The sequence below is a fragment of the Mycobacterium sp. pR1184 genome (genome assembly GCF_041287235.1).
In the GTDB taxonomy this organism is placed as follows: Bacteria; Actinomycetota; Actinomycetes; order Mycobacteriales; family Mycobacteriaceae; genus Mycobacterium.
The window spans coordinates 1-23,545 of record NZ_JBGGKR010000009.1; the positions used below are offsets into that span (position 1 = coordinate 1).

At 63.5% G+C, this 23,545-nt stretch carries 22 protein-coding genes and 1 pseudogene; 9 read left to right on the plus strand and 14 right to left on the minus strand.

Annotation, left to right across the window (positions count from 1 at the left end):
- Positions 1-184 precede the first annotated feature (184 nt).
- Positions 185-1,213, minus strand: a complete 1,029-nt coding sequence (locus tag ACAG21_RS16755) for a GTP-binding protein (RefSeq protein ID WP_370497371.1) — start codon at positions 1,211-1,213, stop codon at positions 185-187.
- Positions 1,214-2,199: 986 nt separating this feature from the next.
- Between ACAG21_RS16755 and ACAG21_RS16760 the strand changes: the two genes are divergently transcribed.
- A complete protein-coding gene (locus ACAG21_RS16760; protein ID WP_370497372.1) occupies positions 2,200-2,568 on the plus strand; it encodes a nuclear transport factor 2 family protein in 369 nt (122 codons plus the stop codon).
- Positions 2,569-2,739: 171 nt separating this feature from the next.
- On the opposite strand, the gene ACAG21_RS16765 is transcribed toward ACAG21_RS16760, so the two are convergent.
- Both ACAG21_RS16765 and ACAG21_RS16770 read right to left on the minus strand, forming a co-directional pair.
- The gene (locus ACAG21_RS16765; protein ID WP_370497374.1) at positions 2,740-3,396 is read right to left on the minus strand and encodes an NADPH-dependent F420 reductase; all 657 of its coding nucleotides are present in this window, start codon (positions 3,394-3,396) and stop codon (positions 2,740-2,742) included.
- A 57-nt stretch (positions 3,397-3,453) separates the two neighbouring features.
- Positions 3,454-4,101 carry an FMN-dependent NADH-azoreductase gene (locus ACAG21_RS16770; protein ID WP_370497376.1) on the minus strand — a complete coding sequence of 216 codons (648 nt, stop codon included), beginning with the start codon at positions 4,099-4,101 and terminating at the stop codon, positions 3,454-3,456.
- Positions 4,102-4,426: 325 nt separating this feature from the next.
- On the opposite strand from ACAG21_RS16770, the gene ACAG21_RS16775 reads away from it, so the two are divergent.
- On the plus strand, positions 4,427-4,945 hold the full coding sequence (locus ACAG21_RS16775; RefSeq protein WP_370497377.1) for a MarR family winged helix-turn-helix transcriptional regulator: 519 nt from the start codon (positions 4,427-4,429) through the stop codon (positions 4,943-4,945).
- A gap of 142 nt (positions 4,946-5,087) precedes the next feature.
- Here ACAG21_RS16775 and ACAG21_RS16780 read toward each other — a convergent pair whose 3' ends face one another.
- Positions 5,088-5,654, minus strand: coding sequence for a TetR/AcrR family transcriptional regulator (locus ACAG21_RS16780; protein WP_370497379.1), 567 nt, complete (start codon positions 5,652-5,654; stop codon positions 5,088-5,090).
- Between the two features lie 104 nt (positions 5,655-5,758).
- On the opposite strand from ACAG21_RS16780, the pseudogene ACAG21_RS16785 reads away from it, so the two are divergent.
- Together ACAG21_RS16785 and ACAG21_RS16790 are read left to right on the plus strand one after the other, a co-directional pair.
- Positions 5,759-6,678: pseudogene (locus ACAG21_RS16785) on the plus strand (alpha/beta hydrolase).
- 279 nt (positions 6,679-6,957) lie between these two features.
- On the plus strand, positions 6,958-7,194 hold the full coding sequence (locus tag ACAG21_RS16790; RefSeq protein WP_370497380.1) for a hypothetical protein: 237 nt from the start codon (positions 6,958-6,960) through the stop codon (positions 7,192-7,194).
- A 779-nt stretch (positions 7,195-7,973) separates the two neighbouring features.
- Here the strand turns inward: ACAG21_RS16790 and ACAG21_RS16795 are convergent.
- From ACAG21_RS16795 to ACAG21_RS16820, 6 genes are all read right to left on the minus strand, one after another.
- Positions 7,974-8,936, minus strand: a complete 963-nt coding sequence (locus tag ACAG21_RS16795; protein WP_370497382.1) for a DUF4436 domain-containing protein — start codon at positions 8,934-8,936, stop codon at positions 7,974-7,976.
- Positions 8,937-9,396: 460 nt separating this feature from the next.
- Positions 9,397-10,290: a helix-turn-helix transcriptional regulator gene (locus tag ACAG21_RS16800; protein WP_370497384.1), complete on the minus strand. Its 894-nt coding sequence runs from the start codon at positions 10,288-10,290 to the stop codon at positions 9,397-9,399.
- A gap of 127 nt (positions 10,291-10,417) precedes the next feature.
- Positions 10,418-11,224 carry an SDR family oxidoreductase gene (locus ACAG21_RS16805; protein ID WP_370497385.1) on the minus strand — a complete coding sequence of 269 codons (807 nt, stop codon included), beginning with the start codon at positions 11,222-11,224 and terminating at the stop codon, positions 10,418-10,420.
- A gap of 202 nt (positions 11,225-11,426) precedes the next feature.
- Entirely contained in the window at positions 11,427-12,620 is a 1,194-nt protein-coding gene (locus ACAG21_RS16810; protein WP_370497613.1) for an SGNH/GDSL hydrolase family protein, read from the minus strand.
- Positions 12,621-12,908: 288 nt separating this feature from the next.
- Entirely contained in the window at positions 12,909-13,154 is a 246-nt protein-coding gene (locus ACAG21_RS16815) for a hypothetical protein (protein WP_370497387.1), read from the minus strand.
- 235 nt (positions 13,155-13,389) lie between these two features.
- Positions 13,390-13,956: a dihydrofolate reductase family protein gene (locus ACAG21_RS16820; protein WP_370497389.1), complete on the minus strand. Its 567-nt coding sequence runs from the start codon at positions 13,954-13,956 to the stop codon at positions 13,390-13,392.
- A 189-nt stretch (positions 13,957-14,145) separates the two neighbouring features.
- Here ACAG21_RS16820 and ACAG21_RS16825 point away from each other — a divergent pair, with 189 nt between their 5' ends.
- Together ACAG21_RS16825 and ACAG21_RS16830 are read left to right on the plus strand one after the other, a co-directional pair.
- A complete protein-coding gene (locus ACAG21_RS16825) occupies positions 14,146-15,840 on the plus strand; it encodes a GMC family oxidoreductase (RefSeq protein ID WP_370497390.1) in 1,695 nt (564 codons plus the stop codon).
- A 175-nt stretch (positions 15,841-16,015) separates the two neighbouring features.
- Complete coding sequence (locus ACAG21_RS16830) at positions 16,016-16,825, plus strand: DUF1906 domain-containing protein (RefSeq protein ID WP_370497614.1); 810 nt, start codon at positions 16,016-16,018, stop codon at positions 16,823-16,825.
- 16 nt (positions 16,826-16,841) lie between these two features.
- On the opposite strand, the gene ACAG21_RS16835 is transcribed toward ACAG21_RS16830, so the two are convergent.
- From ACAG21_RS16835 to ACAG21_RS16845, 3 genes are all read right to left on the minus strand, one after another.
- On the minus strand, positions 16,842-17,447 hold the full coding sequence (locus ACAG21_RS16835) for an LGFP repeat-containing protein (protein WP_370497392.1): 606 nt from the start codon (positions 17,445-17,447) through the stop codon (positions 16,842-16,844).
- 295 nt (positions 17,448-17,742) lie between these two features.
- A complete protein-coding gene (locus tag ACAG21_RS16840; RefSeq protein WP_370497394.1) occupies positions 17,743-18,054 on the minus strand; it encodes a lipoprotein LpqH in 312 nt (103 codons plus the stop codon).
- A 437-nt stretch (positions 18,055-18,491) separates the two neighbouring features.
- Positions 18,492-19,154: a TetR/AcrR family transcriptional regulator C-terminal domain-containing protein gene (locus ACAG21_RS16845; RefSeq protein ID WP_370497396.1), complete on the minus strand. Its 663-nt coding sequence runs from the start codon at positions 19,152-19,154 to the stop codon at positions 18,492-18,494.
- A 21-nt stretch (positions 19,155-19,175) separates the two neighbouring features.
- On the opposite strand from ACAG21_RS16845, the gene ACAG21_RS16850 reads away from it, so the two are divergent.
- From ACAG21_RS16850 to ACAG21_RS16860, 3 genes are all read left to right on the plus strand, one after another.
- Complete coding sequence (locus ACAG21_RS16850; protein ID WP_370497398.1) at positions 19,176-20,288, plus strand: zinc-binding alcohol dehydrogenase family protein; 1,113 nt, start codon at positions 19,176-19,178, stop codon at positions 20,286-20,288.
- Positions 20,289-20,462: 174 nt separating this feature from the next.
- Positions 20,463-20,894, plus strand: a complete 432-nt coding sequence (locus tag ACAG21_RS16855) for a nuclear transport factor 2 family protein (protein WP_370497400.1) — start codon at positions 20,463-20,465, stop codon at positions 20,892-20,894.
- Positions 20,891-21,469, plus strand: a complete 579-nt coding sequence (locus ACAG21_RS16860; RefSeq protein ID WP_370497401.1) for a TetR/AcrR family transcriptional regulator — start codon at positions 20,891-20,893, stop codon at positions 21,467-21,469. The genes ACAG21_RS16855 and ACAG21_RS16860 overlap by 4 nt, the downstream gene beginning before the upstream one ends.
- 56 nt (positions 21,470-21,525) lie before the next feature.
- On the opposite strand, the gene ACAG21_RS16865 is transcribed toward ACAG21_RS16860, so the two are convergent.
- Positions 21,526-23,487 (minus strand): protein kinase, encoded by a 1,962-nt coding sequence (locus ACAG21_RS16865; RefSeq protein WP_370497402.1) that lies wholly within the window; start codon positions 23,485-23,487, stop codon positions 21,526-21,528.
- Positions 23,488-23,545 lie beyond the last annotated feature (58 nt).

Below are 23,545 nucleotides of genomic sequence, written 5' to 3' on the forward strand. Positions count from 1 at the left end.
CGTGCCCCAGATTCAATGAGAAAGACACGCACTTACCCCAGATTCAATGAGAATGCCCCAGAATCAATGAGAACGGACAGTTGCGACCGGCTAGCCGGCCGCGACGCCGTCCACCTACCATCCCGTTTATGTGGCGAATTATGTCACAGTGACGAAACATGTTGGGGTGGAAGCCTTTTGGTTGTCAGAGGCTGCGACGGCGATACAGCCTGAGGCGGTGAATATTGGCCAGAGTGGCGGGACCCTCGAACGGCCGCAGGGTCGCATCAAGTCGAGCGCGCACGGCATCGGTATCGAGACCGATCCCGATCGCAACGAGACAGTTGGCTGACAACCCTGGTGGCGCGATCGCAAGGTGAATTGCCGTGCCGACCAGATTGACCGCATACGTCTGCGCGGTCGCGCCGTAACGCATCGCGACGGCGCCCTTGATCCGATACGCCCCGGCCGGCGGATCCTCGAGTAGGTCGATCAGCGCGCCCGGGTCGATTTCGCCCTGGCTCGTCGCGGTGACCGAATCGGCGTGCGAGCTGTCGTGGTCGTGGCTGACCGGGTCGGTCGTGGCATCGACGAGCAGGTCGCGCAACGAGAGCTGGCCCGTCTCCTCGGGCATTTCCGCTACGTCGTACAGCAGTGCGGGGTCGACTTGGCCACCGATTGATCCGACCACGATCGCGCGTGGATTACGTTCTCGCACTCGGCGTTCCACCCGCTCGACGGTCGCGGTGCGATCTTCGCGGGGTAGCCGGTCGAGTTTGTTGACGACGACGAGCGAGGCTACGCCGTAGCGGGCGGGCGAGGTATGGCCGACGTCGACGGTTTCGAAGTGGGTCGCGGCGTCGATGACATCGACAAGTCCGCCATAACGCACGCCAGGGACTTCGCTGAACCCGATGATTCGCGCTACCGCAACGGGCTCGGCCAGGCCACTGGCCTCGACGATGACCGCGTCCAGATTCAGTCGAGGGTCGGCGAGCTTGGTCAATGCCTCGTCGATCCCGCCGTCATCAGGCAGGCAGCAGATGCACCCGCCGACGATGGAGGCGGGCTCGTCGACTTGCCCCGTCACCAGCATGGCATCCACGTTGAGCTCGCCGAAGTCGTTGATAATGACGCCGATCCGGGCTCCGGGAGAACGAAGCACATGGTTGAGCAGACTCGTCTTGCCCGCACCGAGATGGCCCGTCAAGCAGATGACGGGTATCGCTCGCACATTGTCCTTCCGGTCGGATCGCAGCGGTAACCGTAATGCTAATGATTTTCAATAAGTCGCATCGAGCCGGGCCCGGGATTTGACTCGGAATGGTCAACAAATCCGACATGCCGCAGGCGCGAACGCACCGAATTACTCTGTCGCCCAGAAGAATTCGTCACAGTGACGTATTGCCAGCGCCTGGTGGGAAGGGGTAGCGCCGCCGGTGGGGGCTTGCTACTCGGCTGAGACGTCGGTGCCGGCTGTCGTTGGCTGTAGCAACGGGCCGAGGAAGCGAGGAATCTCGCCCGGATCGGCGTCATCCAATATTCGATGGGTTACGCATCGTGTTGCTCAGCAGTGATGCCGGACAGAGCAATTCGTCACAGTGACGTTTCAGGAGTGATCTTGCGAGAACGGGGTGATCGGCAATCGCTGACCGTCATGGAGCATGGCGTTGATAGCACGCGCGAGTCATCTCAATCCGCCGTGCCGCTGCCCGCCGTCATCGATACGTGGCGGCTGTGGGCGAGTGACCGCCGACCTTCGAGGATTCCTTCATGTGGACCGCGCGAGCCGGCACCTTGGCGACGATCATGGTCGAACTCGGTATATGGTTTATGCCGATAAGCGACATTATGTCAAGTTGAGTACGCCGTGTTCATCGGATGAATCACGCGCGGCACCCGGAGTGCCCTCGCCTGCTGCTACGGATAGATGTGGCCAAAGCGCCTCGTCGCCAACGGTTTACGGCAGGTGCGCAAAAATGCAGCACCCCGCGACGACTATCGTTCGTCCATGGACGGTGTCTCGACGTTCGGCGGGAATCTCAACGAACTTCCCGCCAGATACGCCAACGACTTGGTAGCGGCACCGCGGTCGCTGGGGTTGGCGCTAGCGACCGAAGCTGCGCCGTAGATCGGGCGACCTGGCGAATTCCTAAACAACAGCCGTTGTCAGCAGGGCCGACAATGCTACCGGTGTCTGGCCGATGCTAGCGTTGTTTCATGGCTGCGCCGAATTCTCCGCTGCCACAGCATGTTTTCGACGTGGTCGACAGCATGGACCTCGACAAACTCGCGTCACTTTTCACCGACGATGCGCGGTTGAGGTTCGGCAACCAGCCACCGTTCGAAGGCCTGGGCGCGATCAGGGATGGCGTCAAAGGTTTCTTCGACACCATCGCCGGAATCCGGCACACCCTGGTCCGCGTCTGGCAAATCGGCGATGACACGGTCGCCCATGCCGATGCGACATACCAACGAAAAGACGGCACCGATGTCACACTGCCGGCCGCGACCATCTATCACTCCGACCGCGACGGAAAAATCGACGACTATCGCGTATTCGTGGACGTCACACCGATTTACTTGTGACGTTCAGCCTCCGTTGATGCAGTCGCAGCGTGACGAGCAGCTCCTGCCGAGCAGGACACGAGCGACTTCCTAAGCCTGCTCTTGCTCCAACCGACTATTAGTGCGCCCATGCCAGTCAGCCACCACCGGCTCAAGGCCCGTGGTGGCTGACTAACGAACTGTGATCGGGTGCTACTTCGCTGCTGCGGGTTCGACGAAGACGCGCCCGGCCAGCTCGCCGGGAGATTCGTGCAGGACGCCGCCGGTGACGAGGGCGCCGAGGTTGATCGGGACGTAGCCGAGGTCTTCGATGAGCTGGGCGGCGACGGCGTGGGCGTCGTCGTGGTCGCTGGAGTGGAACAACACCTTGGGTGCACCGTCGACGGTGGGACCTTCGTCGTAACTGGTGGACAGCATGTGGTTGAACGCTTTGACCACCTTCGCGCCGGGCGCGAGTTCTTCGAGGACCTCGCTGGAGGTTTTGCCGCCGGTATCGGCTCGGGTGAAGCCGGGCATGATGATCGGGTTGTTGGTGTCGACGAGGACCTTGCCCGACAGATCCACGCCGGCCAGTGCGGCGGGGATGTCGCGCCATGCCACTGCGACGAATACGACGTCGCGGGCCGCGGCCTCGGCCGCGGTGCCGACGCTGATGCCCAGCGGATCGAATGTCTCAATGAGGGTTTCGGGGCCGCGGCTGTTGCTGACCAGGACGTCGTGGCCGACCTTGGCCAACTGGGTGCTGACGGCTTTGCCGATCATGCCGGCGCCGATGAAGCCGATCTTCATGGTGGTCTCCTTCTGTGTGTTCTGCCCGATCCACCCGGCGCCGATGAGACCGATCTTCATGGCGGCCTCCTCTGTGCGGTGCCGGCGTTGCGGACGCGGAATTGGTGGTGGTGGTGGTTAAGCGGTGGCTTCGGATGCCGCCCAGAGGGTGTCGATCTGGGCCAGGGCGTCGGCGTAGCTCCTCTCGTGCAGCGGGATGAGGTCGGCCATGGCGGGGTTGACCGGGGCCATGGTCAGTTCGGCCGTGATGACGCGCGGCGCCAGGCCGGTGGGTGATACGCCGTGCACGATCCACTTGCCGGCATGGTCCCAGCCCGCGCGCGGAGTGCCTTCGCCGTAGCCGCCACCCTGGCTTTCCAGCACGATGAACTCGGTGTCGCCGAGCAAGCCGGCGCCGGTGGCCGGATCGAAGGACAGCCCAGCGGCCACGATGTGGTCCACCCAGGACTTCACGATGCTGGGGGCGCCGTAGTTGTAGAGGGGCAAGCCCAGCAACACGGTGTCGGCGGCCTTGATCTCGTCGATCAGACGCTTCGACAGGGCGAAGGATTCGGCCTGCGCGGGCGTGTGCTGATCGGCGGGGATGTTGCGGGCCAGACCACCCACGGCGTCGAAATGCGGAATCGGCTCCGCAGCCAGGTCGCGGTAGGCCACCGTGCCTCCGGGATGGGCCTGCGCCCAGCGCTGAGCGGCGTGCGCGGTGAGCCGTCGGCTGATGGACGCATCACCCTGGATGGAGGAGTCAATGTGCAAGAGGTGGCTCATGGTTATGCCTTCCGGTCGGTGAATCCAACACTTTCGTTTGCATGATACAAACTATCGCAACTGCACATATCGTCAGGAAATTCCCGTAGTCGTATTTCCGTGAGTGAAACAGCTGAGAGCACCCGCAACCCGCGTCGGTCCGCCGACTTACCGCGTGTTCAGCAGCCACGAGATGCCCCGCGAATTGGGGCCGCAGAAGTGGCGCGACGTCGAGGCGCTCTGCTACGGATCGCCACCGAGCGTCAGACTCGCAGGGCAACGATTTGCACAACGCAAATCGAAGGAGGGACTGGAATTATCAACTCTTGCCGGTAACCTCGCTCTCATGAGCAGTTCGGGTGACGGCAACGACTTGAAATCACCGGAAAACATGGTGGGCGTCATGATGAACTACATCCTTCGACGCATGCAGGCCGAAGCAGACAGGGACCTGCTTCCCCACGGAATGAAGACACGTCACGCCGTCGTGCTCACCCTGCTGCGTGACCTCGGAGAACAACCCCAGTCCGAGCTACCTCAAGCGCTGGGCATCGACGCCACCGGGGTCGTGGCCCTGCTCAACAGCCTCGAACACGACGGGCTCATCGAACGCCGCCGATCCCCCGAAGACCGACGCAAACACAACGTACTGATCACCAAAGCCGGTCGCCGCCGCCTCGCCGACATCGAACACGTCGCCGCCGACCTCGAACAACGACTCCTCGGCCTGGAACCCCCAGAACTCTGCACCCTGCACACCCTCCTCACCAAAGCAATGACCAACCTCGCCCACAGCCCCCAAACCCCACATGCTCAGCCAGCCGCAGCCCACTCAACCTCTCGCCAAGAAGTCCAAATCACCTAGATCCGCCCGAGATCGCTATTGAGGCCCGCCAGCGCCGTCACGATGCAGCGTTACCAGTAGAGAACGCCGTGTTCATCGGATGAATCACGGCGGCAATGGCATACAGGAGGCGCGCAAGGTGCGTGTCCCGCGCGCCGCATCGTTAGCTTCCCGGCTGCGACGTCCCCGGCAGATTCGTCCAACGCGAAGCCAAGGCGTCGATGATGGCTCGTTGCTGACTTGCGTCCTGTTCGTGCATCAGGAGTCCTTCGACCGTGAAGATGCCGATCATGACTTCCGCGTCCACAGTTGGCGCGGGGATTCCAGCGTTCTGAAGTTCGAACTGAAACAGAGCGCCGGTGATTGCATGAAAGTTCTGATGCCATTCGGCGATGGCCGCGGAGTGTTCGAGCCGAGCGTGCACCGTTGTCACGAGGCGGCTCATTTGGGTGAGTTGGTCGACAACCCATAGCATCCGTGCGGCAATCGGTTGGCCCGCGATCTCTTGGAACTGCGTCCAAACGTCCGCCATGACCGAGGTGAGGACGGCGATCAACACTTCGTCCTTGTCTCGGAAGTACCAGTAGATGGTATTGGGCGCGACTCCCGCTTCTTTGGCTAATCGACTCATCGGAGTGGCGTCGTAGCCAGCATCCACGAATAGGCGCCGTGCTGCTGCAACGATCTCCGCACGCTTCTCGTCGGCGGCCTGCGGGCGCTTCTGCGCCATCCCGTCCTCCTGCTTGCCGTCTGGGTCACATTTTGTTGAATGCCGTTCAAGACATTGCTAGTTTTGTTGAACGCCATTCAAGATACTCGACGGAGGGCAGGGCCATGACTCCACGACTCAGATTCGATCGACACGACGTCACCTTCACGTCCGAGGGCACAATTTGCGCAGCCTGGCTCTACCGGCCCGAAGGCGTGGAGAGAGCGCCCATCGTCGTTCTGGCCCACGGGTTCGCCGCCTTCCGCGAGCTACGACTGGACGCCTACGCCGCACGGTTCGCGCAGGCGGGCTACGCAGCCCTGGTGTTCGACTACCGGCACTGGGGTGCCAGCGGAGGGCAGCCCCGCCGCATCCTCGACATCGCAAAGCAACAGGCCGACTGGCGGGCAGCCATCGCCTACGCCCGCAGCCTCGATAACGTCGACACCACCCAAGTGGTGGGATGGGGATCCTCTTTCGGCGGCGGCCACGTTCTCGAGTTGGCGGCCCAAGACCACGACCTCGCTGCAGCCATCGTCCAGGTCCCTCACGTCAGCGGTCCGGCGTCCACATTCTCCCTACCTCCGCGATTGTTAGCGCGGTTGTTCCTAGCCGGCCTGCGCGACCAAATCGGGTCATGGCTCGGGCGCCCCCCTATCGAACAGCAGCCCTTGGCTACCCAGGTGACATCGCGATGATGACCTCTCCGGGGGCTTTCGAACTCGTCGAGCTGATGGCCGGAGACAAACATGAGGAACTGCTCGCCGAAAATGACGTCGCCGCCCGCATCGGGTTGCGAATACCGTTCTACTCACCAGGACGAAAAGCCGGGAACATCACCGCGCCGACCCTGGTGCAGCTAGCAGAACGCGACGACGTCACGCCGTACGCGACGGCACGCGAGCTCGTGGCCCGCATACCGAAGGGCGAGGTGAAATCCTATGGCTGCTCACACTTTGAGCCCTATCTAGACCCGTACTTCGAGCAGATCGTCAACGATCAGGTGGACTTCCTGGACCGGCACGTCGGCGGTGGCACCCGATGAGCACACCGAAACCGACGGCTTGTCCTCTAATATTCTGTGCTGCAACTATTTTGGTATTGGTAGCGAGCAGGACGTGCACACCGTTCGTGATCATAGGAAAGCGCACTGCAGGTCATACAGATTGGCGTCGGCGGATGATGTGATATCGACCGCATTCATCAACCTAGGCTACGAGTTTCGGTCGGCACTGAACTAGCCTTCGGAGCGGCAAATGGGTGGGCACAACGTCACGACGCTGAGCTCCGAGGAGGGTTTTAGACATGGCAGGACCTTTCTGACGTGTACGAGCTCGAATTCCGAAACAACCTGAGCGGACGCCGTTTTGGTGAATGCCTGCAGAAATCACGCGAGGCGGCGGAGAAGTTCGCCATTGAGTTGCTGACCGAATTGGGCGAGGACGAAACAAGCGCCCGTTGGGCTGTCGAGACGGCGTCGTCGAATTGGGCCAATGCGTCAAGTCCTGGTTACGCCGTTCGGATCGTTGCTGAGCATGCCGGCACCGACGTAGACGATTGACCTCGATCCCGGATCACCATTGACTGCCCAATGCCCGCGCTTCACCGCTGCGCGTTCCGTCGCGGCAGTCCGGGCCTCATGTTCGTATCAGCGGTGCTGCACCAACTCTCGGGTTGAGGCGTCACCAGCAGCTCCCTCTTTCCGAGCGTCGGAGCGGGCAGCCCTGCCCTGATAGCCGAAGAAGTCAGATCCTCGCCCAGCCCGACAAGATGGGTGACGGTCGGTGGGCTGCCAATCCTGCCTCAGTTACCTCAGGACCTGCCGCCCTAGCGTGCTTTGACGAGCGGCCCGCGCTGACCATATGCGCCGATCCTATTGGGCCCCAATCGAATCGGCTCATCGCAGTAAAGGGTGTAGTCCGATTTGATGTAGGCAACTCTGGCAGGAATGTGCCGCCGCTCCCCTGCCCGAGGACTCGCTCATCCGGCAAATCAGCACGCCGCCGAACGAAGCCCTAAAGATAATCGGTCCGGATGATGTCGGATTTGGGAGGCGGTTGACCGCGAATCTCGGGGTGGCGGGGTGCGCGTGGACGGCACTGTCGGGTGGGGTGACACGATCGGGGCATGACGTCGATGGAGCGGCCTATGCCGCCGTTGAATGCTGATGAGCGCACCACGTTGGAGTACGGATTAGGGCGCCGTACAGGTCCTCGTTTGCGATGTGTTCCCGGCTAAGACCGACGGTAATTACCTCAAGCATCGCCGCCGGCGATCTCATGAATCGCCATGCAGCTACACGGTCCAGATGCCTCTCCCCCGCCGGCATCTCGCCGATACCTATTGTCTACGGGAGTTCGATGACGGTCGCTGCGTTCTGATCGAACTCTTCGACGAAGACCGACCGGCCACCGTGAAAGCCGTCGTGCGCGCGGCGGCCTGCCCAGCCGATCGGCGAGAACGTGGCCCTGCTGGGCGCGATGCCGAAACCTTAGTGTTGAGATCCAACGGCGCGGCGTGCGTTCGGCGATTGTTCTGGTTCGGGTCCTTGGCGGCGGGTCTGGCGTGTCGCCACCAGCAGTACACATAGAGCACCATCGAGACCGCCAACACCACGATCACCCAGAGCACCACAGCGACGTCTACCCACCATCCGATTGGCGGTGCGTCGGGAAGCGTGCTTCGCAGCATTACCACCGAAAACAGCATGGCGCCGTACCAGGTTGTCATCCCCGGCTGGACTGGCAGTCGATCACGCGCGGTTTGAACCACAACAAATACTCCGGTGCTCGCGAGCAGGACATCGATGCCGAGGATCGCGGCGGCAAACGCGGCAGTGGTCGGTGACCGCTGCACTGCCACTCGATACAGTGCGAGATCGCCGGCTTTGCTAGCGCCACCAACGTCCACGTGCCACCCGCGAAGGCGGTCAACAAATGTCACCGATGCCCGCTGTGGTACCGGCGCGTTACCGCGGAAGAGCTCGACGGTGATTGTCCCAGAGTGGTAATCGTCGAAGGGCCAGGACGTGACGTCGCCGGTAAGGGTCAACGGAACCGGAAAAACGCCGGGCAGCATTCCCTTTGACCACGTGCGTTTCGTCGGCGTTGTGGCGGAGGTGACCACCACGGTGAGGTCTTGGCTCAGATCGTGGCTCATCGGGTCAAGCAACCCAGATCCAGGTGAGACGGTAAGGTTGGCAATCAACTCACCGTCAATCGCGTGCACTTCTTTGAGATCCATCACCACCGTTGTGCCGTCCGCGGCTGGCTCACCTTCGGTGAGCGGACGGGGCTGACCCATGCCGGAGCTGGCATACAGACCAATTGTTGCGACATATGCCGCAATGAGGAACGCGGCACCCCCGAAGCCGATCGCTCGTAGGGATAGCCTCGGATGACGAAACCAACCCGCCGACAATACGACCTCCCTTACCCGCTTGGGTTCCGCGAGATTCTATGTCCCCGAGATCAGCTGGGCTGCGGTCACTATCCTGTCGATCTTAATGTTTACCTGGCTGCCGCGCGCCGTTTCACGTTAAAGAAGACGCGATCAACCGTAATCCCGACGTAGTTCGCGCACAGGAGTCTCGGGCGTCATCCGTGCCCTGCTGGGCCTTATTGACCCCGGAGTTCGGAAACCCTTCCTCCAGATGAAGGGCGCATCCCGGTCGAGGACGGAGGGCCGAACGCGGCCCCGTCGTTGTCCTCGGGCGGGGAATGAATCAAAACGCCTGGACAGCAGTGCGTTCCGACGGGGTTGACTATCTGCTCGGTGCTTCGCGCTCGGTTGCCAGGGTGTCTTGGCTGGCCGCCCACGACGCCAGGAGCGCTAGACCGTCAGCGGTCGGCGTGCCCGCGGGCGCGGTGTAGACGTTGAGGTACAGGCCGGGTTCGGCGGTCAGTTCCAGGGACTCGACGTCCAAGTCGAGCTGACCCACGATCGGATGGTGCAACCGCTTGCGGCCGGACCGGTGCAACCGCACGTCCTGAGATGCCCATCGCTGCCGAAATAGCTCACTGCACGTGGACATTTCGCCGACTAGCGCGATCAGCTCCTCGTCGTGCGGATCGCGGCCGGCCTCCATGCGCAGCTTTGCGGCGACGTCACCGGCAATTTGGTCGTAATCGACGAAGAAGTTTCTGGCCGCATCGGGAGATAGATAAATGAACCGTGCCGTGTTTGCGGGTCTTCGCGGATCGGCCAGCACCGGCGAAAACAGCGCGCGGGCAAGTTGATTCATGGCGAGCACGTCATAACGTCCGTTACAGATCCAGGCCGGCGCATCCGAGGTGGCGTCGAGCACCTGATGCAGCGTGGAGCGCACCGTCACGGCAGGCCTGTGTCGGCGTGGGCCGTGGGGTGCCCGGGATTGGCGCGCAAGGTGGAACAGGTGGTCGCGCTCGGCCTCGTCGAGTTGCAAGGCAGAGGCCAAGGCGTCGAGCACGCCATCGGAGGCACCGGCGAGGCTGCCGCGCTCCATGCGCACGTAGTAGTCGACCGACACCCCCGCCAGTAGCGCTACCTCTTCGCGGCGTAGACCTTTGACGCGACGATTGCCGCCGTAAGCGCGCAGTCCCGTCTGCTCGGGTGTGATGCGGGCACGACGGGAGCTGAGGAACTCCCTGATATCGGTGCGTAGGTCCGTCGTGGCCATTCCCTCACCGTACGCCCGTCCTGAAAGCCTCAGGGAGGCACTGCGGGTACCCCTTAGGCCGCGTTGAGACCCGATTGAAGTCTTCATGAGCGGGCGTTGGCCGCTCCCGAAGCCGCGTGCCGACGACCTAGGGCGTACCCGTTGCGGTCGTCGCGATGCCGCCGTCGACCGGGATGATGGCGCCCGTGAGGTAGGACCCAGCCCGGCTCGCGAGAAACACTGCGGTACCGGCCATGTCGTCGTCGCGGCCGAGCCGGCGTAGCGGCGCCGCCGCCGCGATCGTGTCGCCGATGGCGTCGAGCGTGGCCGCCATCATCTGCGATGGGAACACTCCTGGAGCGATTGCATTCACTGTAACGTGCTGCGGGCCCAGCTCTCTGGCAAGCACTCTGGTGAGCTGATGCAGTGCCGCTTTGCTGCCGGCGTACGAGTAGTTGGGCGACTGGGCAACGTGGATGGCGGCGATACTGCCGATGTTGATGATCCGCGCGGGATTATCGGCGGTGCCCGCCCTGCACAGTGCGGGGAGCAGCGCCTGAACCAGCCAGAACGGTGACTTGAGGTTGAGGTCGATCACCGAGTCCCAGGCCTCGTCCGGGAAAGTCGCTAGCGGCTCGCGCCACATCGCACCCGCGTTGTTGACGAGGATGTCCAGGCGGTCCGAGTTGGTAGTGATGAGATCAGCGACGCGCTGACACTCGTCGTGCCGGGACAGGTCGGCGGGGATTGCTTGCACGTCACCGAATTTGGACAGTCGATGCTGTGTCCGGACGCACGCGTCAGCGTTGCGTGAGCTGATGAGGACCCGCGCGCCCGCCTGGAGGAGGCCGCGCGCGATCATCATCCCGATGCCTCTGGTGCCGCCAGTGACAAGGGCGTACTTTCCGCTGAGATCGAAAAGTTCTGTGTGAGTGGCAAATTGGTCATCCGCCATTTGGTCGTGGTCCCTTCTGCCGCGGCAGAACGTGCTGACCCCGCGGCTTCTCGTGCGTTCATTCGGAACGGATTACACGTTAAGCAGGCGTCGTGGTCGGCAGGGAGCCCCTCGTGATACAGGTACTGCGACAGCCACCCTAGCCAAATGGTGGCATCGCTTAGCGATTCCCGATGACGGCGATAAGCGATGCGGATGGTGCCTACTTCGTCCGATCAGTCATCATGTCGGTCAGGGCCGGCCGCAGCACCGGGATGAGAGTCGACGCGGCGAATCGCTCCCCGATCAGCCGATGTGTGGTCGCATCCGGATGGAGCTGATCAGGTAGCGGATGAATTGCTTCGTCAGCCGGTCCGTAGAGCGTCAAACCGTTGACATAGTAGATGAACGAGTCATCGTCACGCCTTCGCGCGACGATCGCGCCAAGTTGGTCACGGACATAGCGCAGGGTCAGTCGGCCCAAACCGTCCAATCGCGATGCCTCGGCCGGATCGCCCGTCGCGATGAACCGAACCCTGCCGTGCGCCAGCGCTTCGACATCGAACGCGCCCGGGCCCGGGGTGATTTCATGGATCGGGCAGTACAGTGGACCGACGACGACGAGCGGCGTCCGAGGATGCCCGTCGCGAATGGTGTCCAGGAATCCGTGCACCGCCGGTGCGAAGGCCCGCTGCCGCATCAAGTCGGCATTGACAAGATTGATGCCCAGTTTCACGGATATGACGTCCGCGGATTGGTCGCGAATGGCCCTGGCGACAAACGGATCGAGCAGCGCACTACCGGAGAGTCCGAGGTTCATCAATTCCGCACCGGCCAGCGCCGCGGCGATCGCCGGCCAGGTAGTACTCGGGCTCGCGGCATTCGAGCCTTGACTGATCGAACTGCCGTAGTGCACCCAGCGTTTCCGTGGGCTGGACAAAGGTTCGACCGCTGCGTCGCTGCGCAGCGCGACCAGCTCGATCCTCTCGTAGTGCGGTAGCCAGATCTCGACGTCTTTCGCGTGAGGAGCCAGGCCGTCGAAACGGATGGTCGCTGTCGGTCCCGCTTCCCGTCTGCTCGCGCCGGTCGCCGGGTCGACACGCACCGTGTCGCCTTCGTACGTCGGCGCCTGTGCCATCAGTCGATGGTCGATGACGAGATCAACGGTGCCGTCGGGCCGCTCCGGGACGCCGGTCAAAACGACCCGAGTGCGGTGGAATTCGAGCTCGATCGCGGATGCAGCCGTCCGGAATGCCACCCGCACACCGGACGGCTGCGATTCGGCCCCGAGTAGCTGTGGGTCGTCACACTGCGCACGTGCACGAGCCGGGAGTCTGTGCGGTAGCCAGCCCCGCTCGGTGCGCTCTATCTCAGCGAGCCCGAGCAGTATTTCAGCGTTAATCTCATGGTGAATCAGTTGAGCGCCTCGACCATCCTGTTGGGTTGCATTTCTTCCGTGCGCCAACCGCTTTCATGTGTGCTCGACGCGCCGCAGGACTTCTGACCGATGGTTTCGCAGATCGGCAGCGTCAGCTGTCCATAGTGCCAAGGTATTACCGGACGCCGCGAGCGGACACCGGGACGATTCGCTGATCGAGATGGTCGGCTGGCGCGGATCACCATATGACTCAACCCTTTTAACCATCTTTGGGTCGTCAGGGTCTCCGCCGCACCGCACCAACGACACGCGTCGCGGTATTCGCGGCTAGCGCATTGTCAAGATCGCGACCGCGGCGACGCTGATCACCGCCATCAGGGCCACCAGGATCACCGTGATCGACGCGCGCACGATCTCTTCTTCGGTGAGCCGCCAGCGCGGCTTTGATTCGACGGCAACGGTGTCCCCTACACGGGCCTTCGCATTCACTTTTGCGACTGCCAAAAGGACGTCGTCATGCGCTTCGGCCGCGTCTATCTCGACTGGGTCATGCGTGGCGAGTGCGGTCGTCATATCAGTCCCCCGGGGCATGCGGACGCCATAGGCGTTATTGCGAAGCCGAAAACTTCGGCCTTCTCGTATATTTAAAGATACGAGCGCGAGATCACGATTGTGGTAACGATCCTTAACGGTCACAGCACACGGTCCTGCTCCCGCATTGCGCGGCAAACCGTCTGAGCCGCGTCAAGTACGGATGGCCACCGAATAGAACCTCTCCGCTTTTGCTTGCGCGCCACAGTATTTGAGCTCAGTCGTGGATGGCCTCGTATCTCAGCAAAACCGTACCGCCCGGAAAGGTGCGGTTCTCCAACAGTCGCAGCGAAGTCCAAGACGGCAGTGTTGGGAAGAACGGGATGCCGCCGCCCACGGCCGTGGGCGCCACCACGATCCGGTACTCGTCCACCAGGCCGGCCTGCACGATCGGTGCGGCGAGTGTCGCGCCGCCCACCTCCAGCGTGCCGGGGGTTTCGGCTTTCAGCTTTGTTACCACCTCGACCGGGTCGCCCCTTTCCAAGCGGGAGTTCCAGCCGACCGATTCCAGGGTGCGCGAAAACACGACCTTGGGCATTTCACGCCAGATGTTGGCGAAGTCGACAATCAGAGGGGTGGCGTCCGGGGCGGTGTCGGCGGTCGGCCAGTACGCGGACATCAATTCGTAGAGCCGGCGACCGTAGAACGCGCACGCGGTCTCCCGCTCGAAGTCGTTCCAATACTGGTGCAATTCTTCGCTCGGATCGGTCCAACCGATATTGCCCTGCGCATCGGCGATGTAGCCGTCCACCGACACGTTGAAGCCATAGATGAGTTTGCCCATGGGGATAAGACTGCACCGGCGGACGAAACTCATCGCGACACCAACAGTTTTCAGATGTTGCGGCTACCGCGTCGTGCGTGGTCAATGGTCGACTCTGGTCATGGGCACTCGTACTTTGATGAGATGAGATGAGCTGGTCTTCGCCCATATTGAGGACACGCCCCCGACGTCTGGAGGACCGATACCGGAATGAGCCCGGTCGCCGAATTTGACTACATCATCGTGGGGGCAGGCAGCGCCGGCTGCCTGCTCGCCAATCGGCTCAGCGCCAACCCCGATCGCCGTGTGCTCCTCATTGAGGCCGGCGGCAGAGATGACTGGTTCTGGATCAAGGTGCCGGTGGGCTACCTGTACACAATGGCCAACCCTCGCACCGATTGGTGTTTGACGACCGAGCCCGAGCCAGGTCTGGCCGGCCGCAGCATCCTGTACGCGCGGGGCCGGGTGATCGGCGGCTGCTCGTCGATCAACGCAATGATCCACATGCGCGGACAGGCCAGCGACTACGACCTGTGGGCGCAGGCCACCGGTGACCAGAGATGGCTGTGGGGCGGCGTGGACCGTCCGGGCGAGACGCTGGCGATCTACAAAGAGTTGGAAAACTACTTCGGCGGGGCCGACGAGTGGCACGGTGCAAGTGGTGAGATCCGCGTCGAGCGGCCGCGGGTGAGCTGGAAGATCTTGAACGCCTGGCAGGCTGCCGCCGCCCAGGTGGGCATCGCCCCGATCGAGGAGTTCAACCGGGGTGACAACGCCGGTAGCGCGTACTTTCACGTCAACCAACGGCGCGGGCGTCGCTGGTCGATGGCTGATGCTTTCCTGCATCCCATCGCCCACCGGCCGAATCTCACCGTCTACACACAGACGCAGGCTTTGCGGCTTTTGATGGACGATCAGGTCCACCCCGCTCAGCGTCGCGGTGCCTGGACCACTGCGCAGCGTCGGGTCACCGGTGTGCAGCTGCTTCGGGGTGGCCGAGTCGTCGACGCCGGAGCGCGCCGGGAGGTGATCCTGAGCGCCGGAGCGATTGGCTCGCCGCACCTGATGCAAGTCTCGGGTCTCGGCCCGGCCGACCTGCTCACCCAGCATCAAGTGCCGGTGGCCGTCGACCTGCCAGGCGTGGGCGAAAACCTCCAGGACCACCTACAGCTTCGATCGGTTTACCGCATCCGGGGTGCCCCGACCGTCAACACGCTGTACCGCAATTGGATCACCCGGGCGGGCATGGGAATTCAGTACCTGCTGCTGAGATCGGGGCCCATGACCATGCCGCCTTCTACTTTGGGGGCTTTCACCAAGAGCGACCCGACGCTGGCCAGTCCCGATTTGGAGTGGCATGTGCAGCCCTTGTCGTTGGCGAAGTTCGGCGAACCCCTGCACCCCTTCGGAGCGATCACTCCCTCGGTCTGCAATTTGCGACCCAGCTCGCGTGGCCATGTCCGCATGGCCAATCCAGATCCACTGATCAGCCCGAAGATTCTTTGCAACTACCTGTCGACCGACGCCGACCGCGAAACCGCCGTGATTGGTCTGCGGATGACCCGGCAGATCATGGCGGCGCCGGCTCTGTCCCGCTACGGCCCGCAGGAGTTGCTTCCCGGCCCGCAACTGGTGAGCGACGAAGAGCTGCAGCAAGCGGCCGGTGAACTCGGCACGACGATTTTCCACCCGGTGGGCACCTGCGCGATGGGAGCCTTTGACGCACAAGGTCGCCCGCGGTCGGCAGCCACAGTGCTCGACACCGACTGCCGGGCGTATCGCGTCGCCGGCCTTCGAGTAGTCGATGCGTCGGCTATGCCCACCATCACTTCCGGAAACACCAACGCGCCGGTCATGCTCATCGCCGAGCGTGCGGCTCGGGCGATCGTGGCACAAGTCGATTAACGCCGATACATCAATCTGCTTGCGCGCCGGGTTGTTTCGCGTGGGCTGGCCAGGCCATTGCCGAACGGTCACCACTTGGTATCAATTTAGGAATGCAACCGCGTTTCGGCTGGCGCAGGTCTATCCGTAACAACAATCACGTCGCTAACATCGCGCAGTGCACAAATTGCCCCCGATGGCCAGTACCGCGCGACCGCGTGTCGTTTCCCGGCGCGACGCGCTGCGCTATGCCGCCGCGGTGGCCGGCCTGGGTGCCGCATCCCTCGCCTGCGGCCTGCCCACGGCGGCGGCCGCCGCTCCCCCGCAGCTGATTGACTTTGCCGCGCACCAGATCCCGGCGCAGCAAATCCGCGCGGCCGGCTATAGCGGGGTGGTCAACTACGTTTCGATGTCACGTCCTGGCTCGTCGTTTGGCGCCAAACCGATCACTCGGTCCTACGCCGACTCATTGAAATCCGCGGGTCTGGTGATCGTCAGCAACTACCAATACGGCAAGCCGGGTAGCTCGGCACCTTCCGACTTCACGCGGGGCTACGCGGGCGGCGTCGCAGACGCGCGCACCGCCTGGCAGCTGCATACCACGGCAGGCGGCGGCGAGAGTGCGCCGATTTTCTTCACCATCGACGAGGACATCAATCGCGATACCTGGAATCACACCGCGCTGCCGTGGTTTCGCGGAATCAACTCGGTTCTCGGCGTTCAACGCACCGGCGTCTACGGAGGCGTCAGGGTGTGTCAGTGGGCCGCGGACGATGGCGTTGTCGGGTCTTCGAGCACACCCGGCCGCCGGTGGCTCTGGCAAACTCGCGCCTGGTCCGGCAATCAAGTACACCCCGCCGCTGTCCTTTACCAGCGCGTCGTGAGCACCGCGTCCAATCCCGGGCCGAAGGTCGGCGGACTTGAAGTCGACGTCAACGACGTCCTGGCTCCCGATTGCGGCCAGTGGAACGTCCACGGGGGTCGTCCGAGCGGCGATGTGCGGTAGGGGCGAGATCGCTGAGTTAGAGCCCGGACGGTACGACCTTGCCGTTCACCGTCACCTCGACCTGGCCGGTCGTCGGGTTGTACTCGATCTTGCCGTGCTCGAAAGTCGACACGAGCAGATCGCCGACGGTGTTCACGTCGCTGATGGGTAGACCCAGCGGTCCCACCGAACCGTTAGTGCCGGTGGTCGCCGGTGCGCCGTCCGGGTCGCGCGGGATATTCCAGGCATCCCGGATCTTGCCCGTGGTGATGTACGCGGGCGCGTCGGCCTGGTCATTCTTGGCGGTGATCACGCCGCCCTGGAATTGCTGGAATACCAGGCCATTCGGCCGGGTCCCGGCGTTGCGGTCACCCGTCAGTGGCTTGCCGAGAGCCTGCTTCTGACTCTCGGTTGCCGACGCGTACTTGGCGGCGATCGGGCCGGTCAGAGTCACCTCGACGCCACCATCCCCGGGGAGCTTGACCTCGGTGGGCTGCGTTGCGGCCTTCGACGTGGAGGTGGCGTTCACACTGGTCTGCGGCGGTGCCGACGCGTCGACGCTTTTGCCATTGCTGCAGCCGGCAGTGATCAACGTGGCGGTCAGGCCGACGACTGCCGCTTGGCGGTATGTGATCGTCCCCATCGGCTTCCTCACGCCCCTTCCGGTGGTGTGGGTCAAGGTGCGGCTGACCTCCTTGCGGCGATCGAGGTCCTGCTAGCTCCGAACGAACTTACAACGCGGTCCTGGGCGGCCAGCCACAGAGGGCAGCGTCGGGGTGTTTGTGCGGCGTACTGCGCAGTTTTCCACCTGCCGACGTGGGGGGACATGTTGCGGTGCAACGACTTCTGCTGCTCGGTCTCAGCGCAGTTGGCGACAATCGCCGTCGGCCTGGCGGCCGATTCTGAACTGGTGGTCGCAATGCGCATGGCAGGGATGCTCAATGCGGGCAGGTCGCTCGGAACGTGAAATCACTGAGTTTGGTGTAGTCATGAAGCTGTTTGATCTTGCCGGCCACCGTGTACTTGTCCCCGTCTCGCGTCAGCATTGGGGCCGGCGCTCCTCCGGTCGATGTCGGTTCCCAGAAGTAGGCGACACCATCGGCGGTGAAGTCCAGAGTTTCGATTTTGCCGTCCGCGGCGTCGATGATGACACTCTCACCGGACTGCGTTTTAGCGGTAACGAGCACCGCGCCGCCCATGCCGCGACATTGAACGTCGTGCAGCGGGAAAGCCTTGCCGGCCAACGTCAATGAGTCCCCTTGCGCTGCCACGTCATTGGTGGGGCTGGTGGCTGAGTCGACGGAGGTCGCCGTATTGGATCGCAGCCGATGCCCGCATGCCGGGGTGCTAGTAACGAGGAGCAAGATCGCAGCCGTCGCTGCACCGGCGGATCCTAACCTCGGCAACACTGAGAGCTGTCCTCTGCAAAAGTAATTCGAAAGCGACTGCGCACCCGACAGTCCGGAATTATCGGCAGCATAACGGATGCGCAGGTCGTCACGGTGACGGACGCGACTCCGGCGCGGGCGCGTCGCTCTCGCAGGTCTCGAAGATCACCAAAACCCTGATGCAGGACATGTAGTCAGACGCACCAAAATCGTTGCTAATTACGGTGATTCGTCGCAGATCACTTGGCGAGCCAGTGGCGTACGCAATCGAACCGCCAGTGGGTGCCGCGGCGACACGATCAATTCGTGGAATCGTGTGGTGCGAAACCGCGCAGGAGTGCGCGTAGGCCGGCCTCGAATTGGTTCTCGCTGGCGGCGTCAGGGAGTTCGTCGGCCAGTTCGTGAAGGGCGGGGTACTCGGCGGCCGGGAGGCCGGTGAGGGCAGTCTGCCACTGTTCGCGATATGTGGCCTCGGGTTGGCGGTGCACCCGCGGGATCTCCCAGGTGAGGAAGCCCAATGTGTATGTCAGCAATGCGTAATAGATGTGCACCGCAGTCCGTGGGTTGAAGCCTGCCGATCGCAGCAGTCCGAGACCGGCTTCCAGGTCGCGCAAGACCGAGGGCGTCGCGAGGCCGCGGGCGGCGAGCACCGCCCCCAGGGACGGGTGGCGAAGCACCACCTGGCGGAGGCGGCGCATGTGCTCGGCCAGGGCACGATCCCACTCGTCAGGCCGGCCTTCGACGGTGTTCAAATCGGCCAGGACCCGCTCAGCCATCGCATCGATAAGGTCGGCTTTGTTGGTGACGTGGCCGTAGAGCGTCATCACGCCAGTCCCCAGATGTCGGGCTAGCCGGGGCATGCTGAGTGCCTCGAGGCCCTCGGTGTCGACGATTTGCAGTGCGCCGTCGACGACCGCCTCCCTGCTGAGGCTGCCCCAGCGGCGACGCGCTTGTTTCTTCATCGTCTTGACCCCAACTCCCGTATGGCTTACGGTTTCGTAAGGCTTACGGGAGACGATAGCAGGCGCAATGACAGACATGAACGGTCGAATCGCGGTATCCCCCGCTTCCGTGGGGATGCCAGAGTGACTGAGCCGCATGCGGTCCGCGCACGGGTCGGCCAATTCGGCGGGCCTGAGGTGCTTGGCTTCGAAACATTCACACCCGGGAGGCCCCGACGCACAAAGGTGCGGGTGCGGGTGACGCATGCGTCGGTCGGGTCGACCGACGCGATGGCGCGTTCGGGGAATTACCTCTTGCAGCCCCGATCGGGCTTCGTCCCGGGCTACGACTTCGTTGGCGTGCTCGAACACGTCAACGCCGCCGCGGCTCGTCGTAAACTCGACGTGGGTATGCGGGTGGCCGGATGTCTGGCGCGCATGGGGAGCTATGCGACGCAGCTGGATATCCCAGCTGACCGCGTGATACCACTACCCGATGCGCTCGACTCGACGAGCGCTGCCGCGCTGCCGCTCGATCTCGTCACCGCCGCACTGGCACTCGAACTGGCCGCTCCCCCTTCGGGCGGAACTCTTTTCGTACAAGGAGTTTCCGGGTCGGTCGGCAGTATTGTCACCCAGCGCGCGATCGCGAACGGGTTGCGAGTTGTCGGTACCGCGTCGGAACGCACCCGCGCTACTGCCGAGTCGCTCGGCGCTACAGTCGCGGACTACCGCGACCCGAATTGGCCGGCGCTGGTGCGCAATCTCGCGGCCGGTGGCATCGACGCCAGTATCGACCACACCGGCAGCCCACTAGTGCGGTCTGTGACCGTGCCGCAGGGCACGGTGGTGCGCACCGCATGGAGCGGACGGCCCGGACATGGCCGGATGGATGCGGCGCTCGGAGGCGCTGCGGTGCTGGCACGGACATTTGCATCTCCGCGTGAGCGCCTGTGTTCGGTGCCGTCGCTGGTCGCGCTGCGGCCGGCCAAGTACCGACGGATCCTGCAGAACGAACTGGACCGGGTCATCGACGGCAGTCTGCGCGCTCCGATCGTTACTACGGTGCCCTTCTCAGACGTAGTCGACGCTCACCGAAGACTGGACAGCCTCGCGCCCGGACACAAGCTGGTCTTAAGGATCGCGAGCGATTAGGCATGACGTGTTGCCGCGGCTCCTGTTAGGACGGCGTGGTGCCCATCTGGAACAGCGGTGTTCTGCCTCCAGAACGTAAGTCCCAGTTTAGAACTCATGAACGGACGAGTCTTGAGACTCGGTCCCACCGGAACACCGCTTGAATAGTTATTTACTAACTTGTAAGTTAGCAGCATGTCGAAGATCAGTGATGCCGCTGTCTTGAACCTGCCCGCCGTCGAAGAGTTCTGTCGGCAGTGGGAACGCGCCTGGAACAGCCACGACGGCGATGCCGTTGCCGCGCTGTGCTCGCAGGACCTCGTCTATGACGAACCGGCGCTCGGCAAGACCGTCTACGGCCGCGATTCGATACGCAACTTTGTGACCGCGATGGATCACACGGTCCCCGACCATCAGTTCTCGCTGCAGGGCCTGTTCGCCGATCTGCACCGCCGCGCCGTGCTGGTGGCCTGGCGGTTCACCGGCACTCATGCCCAGAGTGGAAACAGCGTCGACTTCCACGGTGATGATCGCCTGGAGTTCGGCGACGACGGACTGATCACCGCCTATCGGTGCTTGTACGATCACGCCCTGGTACAGCGTCAATTCGGAAACGTCCCGCGGTGACGCATTCCGCCGCCAGCCCCGTCGTGCGCAAATCCGCGGCAGTGCGGCGGGCGGAGATTCTCGAGGCGGCCGCCGTCGAATTCGCCGAGACTGGCTTCGCCGGCACCCGCTTTGAGGTGATTGCCGCCCGCGCCGCAGTATCGCACCCCCGCATCGTGCAGATGTTCGGTTCCAAGCGGGCGCTGTTCCTCGAGGTCATCGATGGGGCGTTCGACCGGGTGATCACCGAGTTCGCCAGCGCCGCGGGCACAGCCGGGACCGCGCGACTCACCGTGCTAGGTGACGCCTACCGCCGCCTGCTGCAGCGCGACCGAACCGTCGCGCTGCTGATGCTGCAAGGGTTCGCGGCCAGCGGCGAGGCGACCGTACGCGACGCGGTCGCGTCCCGTTATCTGGCGTTGCAGGACACCGTCGCCGCATTGACGGGCGCCGATGCCCTGCAGGTGCGCAGCTTCATCGCCACCGGGCTGGTGGTCACGGTGTCAAGCGCGCTCGCTCTGCCCGGCAAGCGAACCGACGCCCGCTGGGGCGCTTGGCTTCTCGAACTTGCACAAGGAGACGCGCACCAGCCGTAGCAGTCGACACCTCGACACCTCCGACGCCGACGTCCACTTACGCGTGGGCCCCCACGTCAGCGTTCGATGACCGTCAGCGAGCCGTGGTTGAGGTCACTGGTGACGTAGGCGAAATGTGTCGTGGGGTCGACGGCGATGGCGAGCGGATTGTTACCTATGGCGAGGATTCCGGTGACGACGCGCCGAGTGGTGTCCACCACGGACACGGACCCGCCGCTGTAGTTGGCCACGTACGCGGTGTTGGTCGGCGAATCCACCGCCACACCCGCGGGGCGTTGCCCGACGGGCACACTAGCGGTGACGCCAAGGCTGATGGTGTCGACGAACGACACCGATGCATCATCGCCGCTGGCGATATAAGCGGTGTGCGATGCGGAGTCGACCGCGATTCCGGCTGGGTGGACGCGAAGTGCGACCGATCCGATCACAGTTCGGTTCGTGGTATCGATAACCGTCACCGTTGGATCGGTCGTGGTGACGAACAACCGGTGAGCGGTGCGATCGATGGCTACCCGGCTCGGGCCTTTTCCGGTGGGCACCGTCGCCGTCACCGTATGCGTCGTTGCGTCGATGACCGACACCGATGCGCTATCACCGTTGGTGACATAGGCAATCCGTGCGTCCGAGTCGACCACTACTCCGCCCGGGTGGCTACCGACGCCGATCCTGGCGATGACCGAACCGTTGGCAGCGTCGATGACCGACACCGAAGAGTCATCGAAGTTTGTGACGTAGACGGTTCGTGTCGACGGATCCAGGGCAACACCCACGGGGTGGCGTCGCACAGCGATGGTGGCCGTGACCGTGCGGCTGGTGGTATCGACCACCGAAACGGAGTTGGCGCCGGTGTTCGCGACATAGACGCTGTGGCCGGCGGAGTCGACCGCGACGCCGAAGGCGCCATTGCCTACCCGCACCGAGGCGGCGACGGTGGGCGGACCACTCGGCACTGCCGTCACTCCCGCGCTGGACGTGCTTGCCCCGCTAGGGGCCGGTGACGGAGAGGCGGTCGCTGTCGCCGGCGGGGATCCGGTCCTGGATGGGTGTGTGCGCAGCAGATATACGCTCGCACCCCCCGACGCCACCAGCACCACAATCACCGCGGCGACGACCCATGGCCGTTTGGCGCGATTGCGGTTCTCCACCCTGGGATCGCGATGCACGGGTCTGTGCACGGGCTGCGTTGGCTCGCTCGGCAAGGAGGCCGCTTGTGTGCGCACGGGAGCAGTGACGTTGTGCGACTTGGCATTCGGGTCCCGCACACCTAATGGAACCGTGACCGCATCGCGTGCGGCGCGTGCCATATCCATCGGGGTGGCGTAGCGCTGCTCGGGATCCTTGGCCATGCCAGTGGCGATCACGGCATCGAACGCCGGCGGCGCGCCGGAGTCGGACGGTCGCGGCGGCGGGGTCGTCAGGTGCCCGGCGACCTGTTGCTCGATGCTGTCACCCGGAAATGGCGCACCTCCCGTCAAGCACTCATAGAGCACGCAGGCAAGCGCGTAGATGTCCGAGCGTGCGTCGGCCTGACCGACTCTGAAGCGCTCCGGCGCCATGTAGCGCAGCGTGCCGACCACCGCGTCCGTCCCGGTCAGACCGGTCTCGCCGACAACGCGCGCGATCCCGAAATCGATCAGATACGCAAAGTCGTGTTCGTCGAGCAAAATGTTGGAGGGCTTGATATCTCGATGAACCAGTCCGATCTTGTGCGCGGCGTACACGGCCTGGGCCACCTGTTCGACGATGTGCACCGCGCGTGCGGGCGACATCGCAGCGGAGGCCAGCACGGTTGCCAGGTCGCGCCCCTCGATCAGCCGCATGTCAACGAATAGCCGCCCGTCGATCTCCCCGTAGGTGTGAATCGGCACCACGTGAGGGTTGTTCAATCGTGCCGCCGCGTGGGCTTCGCGACGGAATCGCTGTTGAAACGTCCGGTCGGCCGCAAAATGCGCTGGGAGTACTTTCAGCGCGACTATCCGATCGGTGACGGTGTCGTAAGCTCGCCAGACCTCCCCCATGCCGCCTCTGCCGAGCAAAGTGATTAGGCGGTACCGGCCGAACGGGGTCCCCTCCACC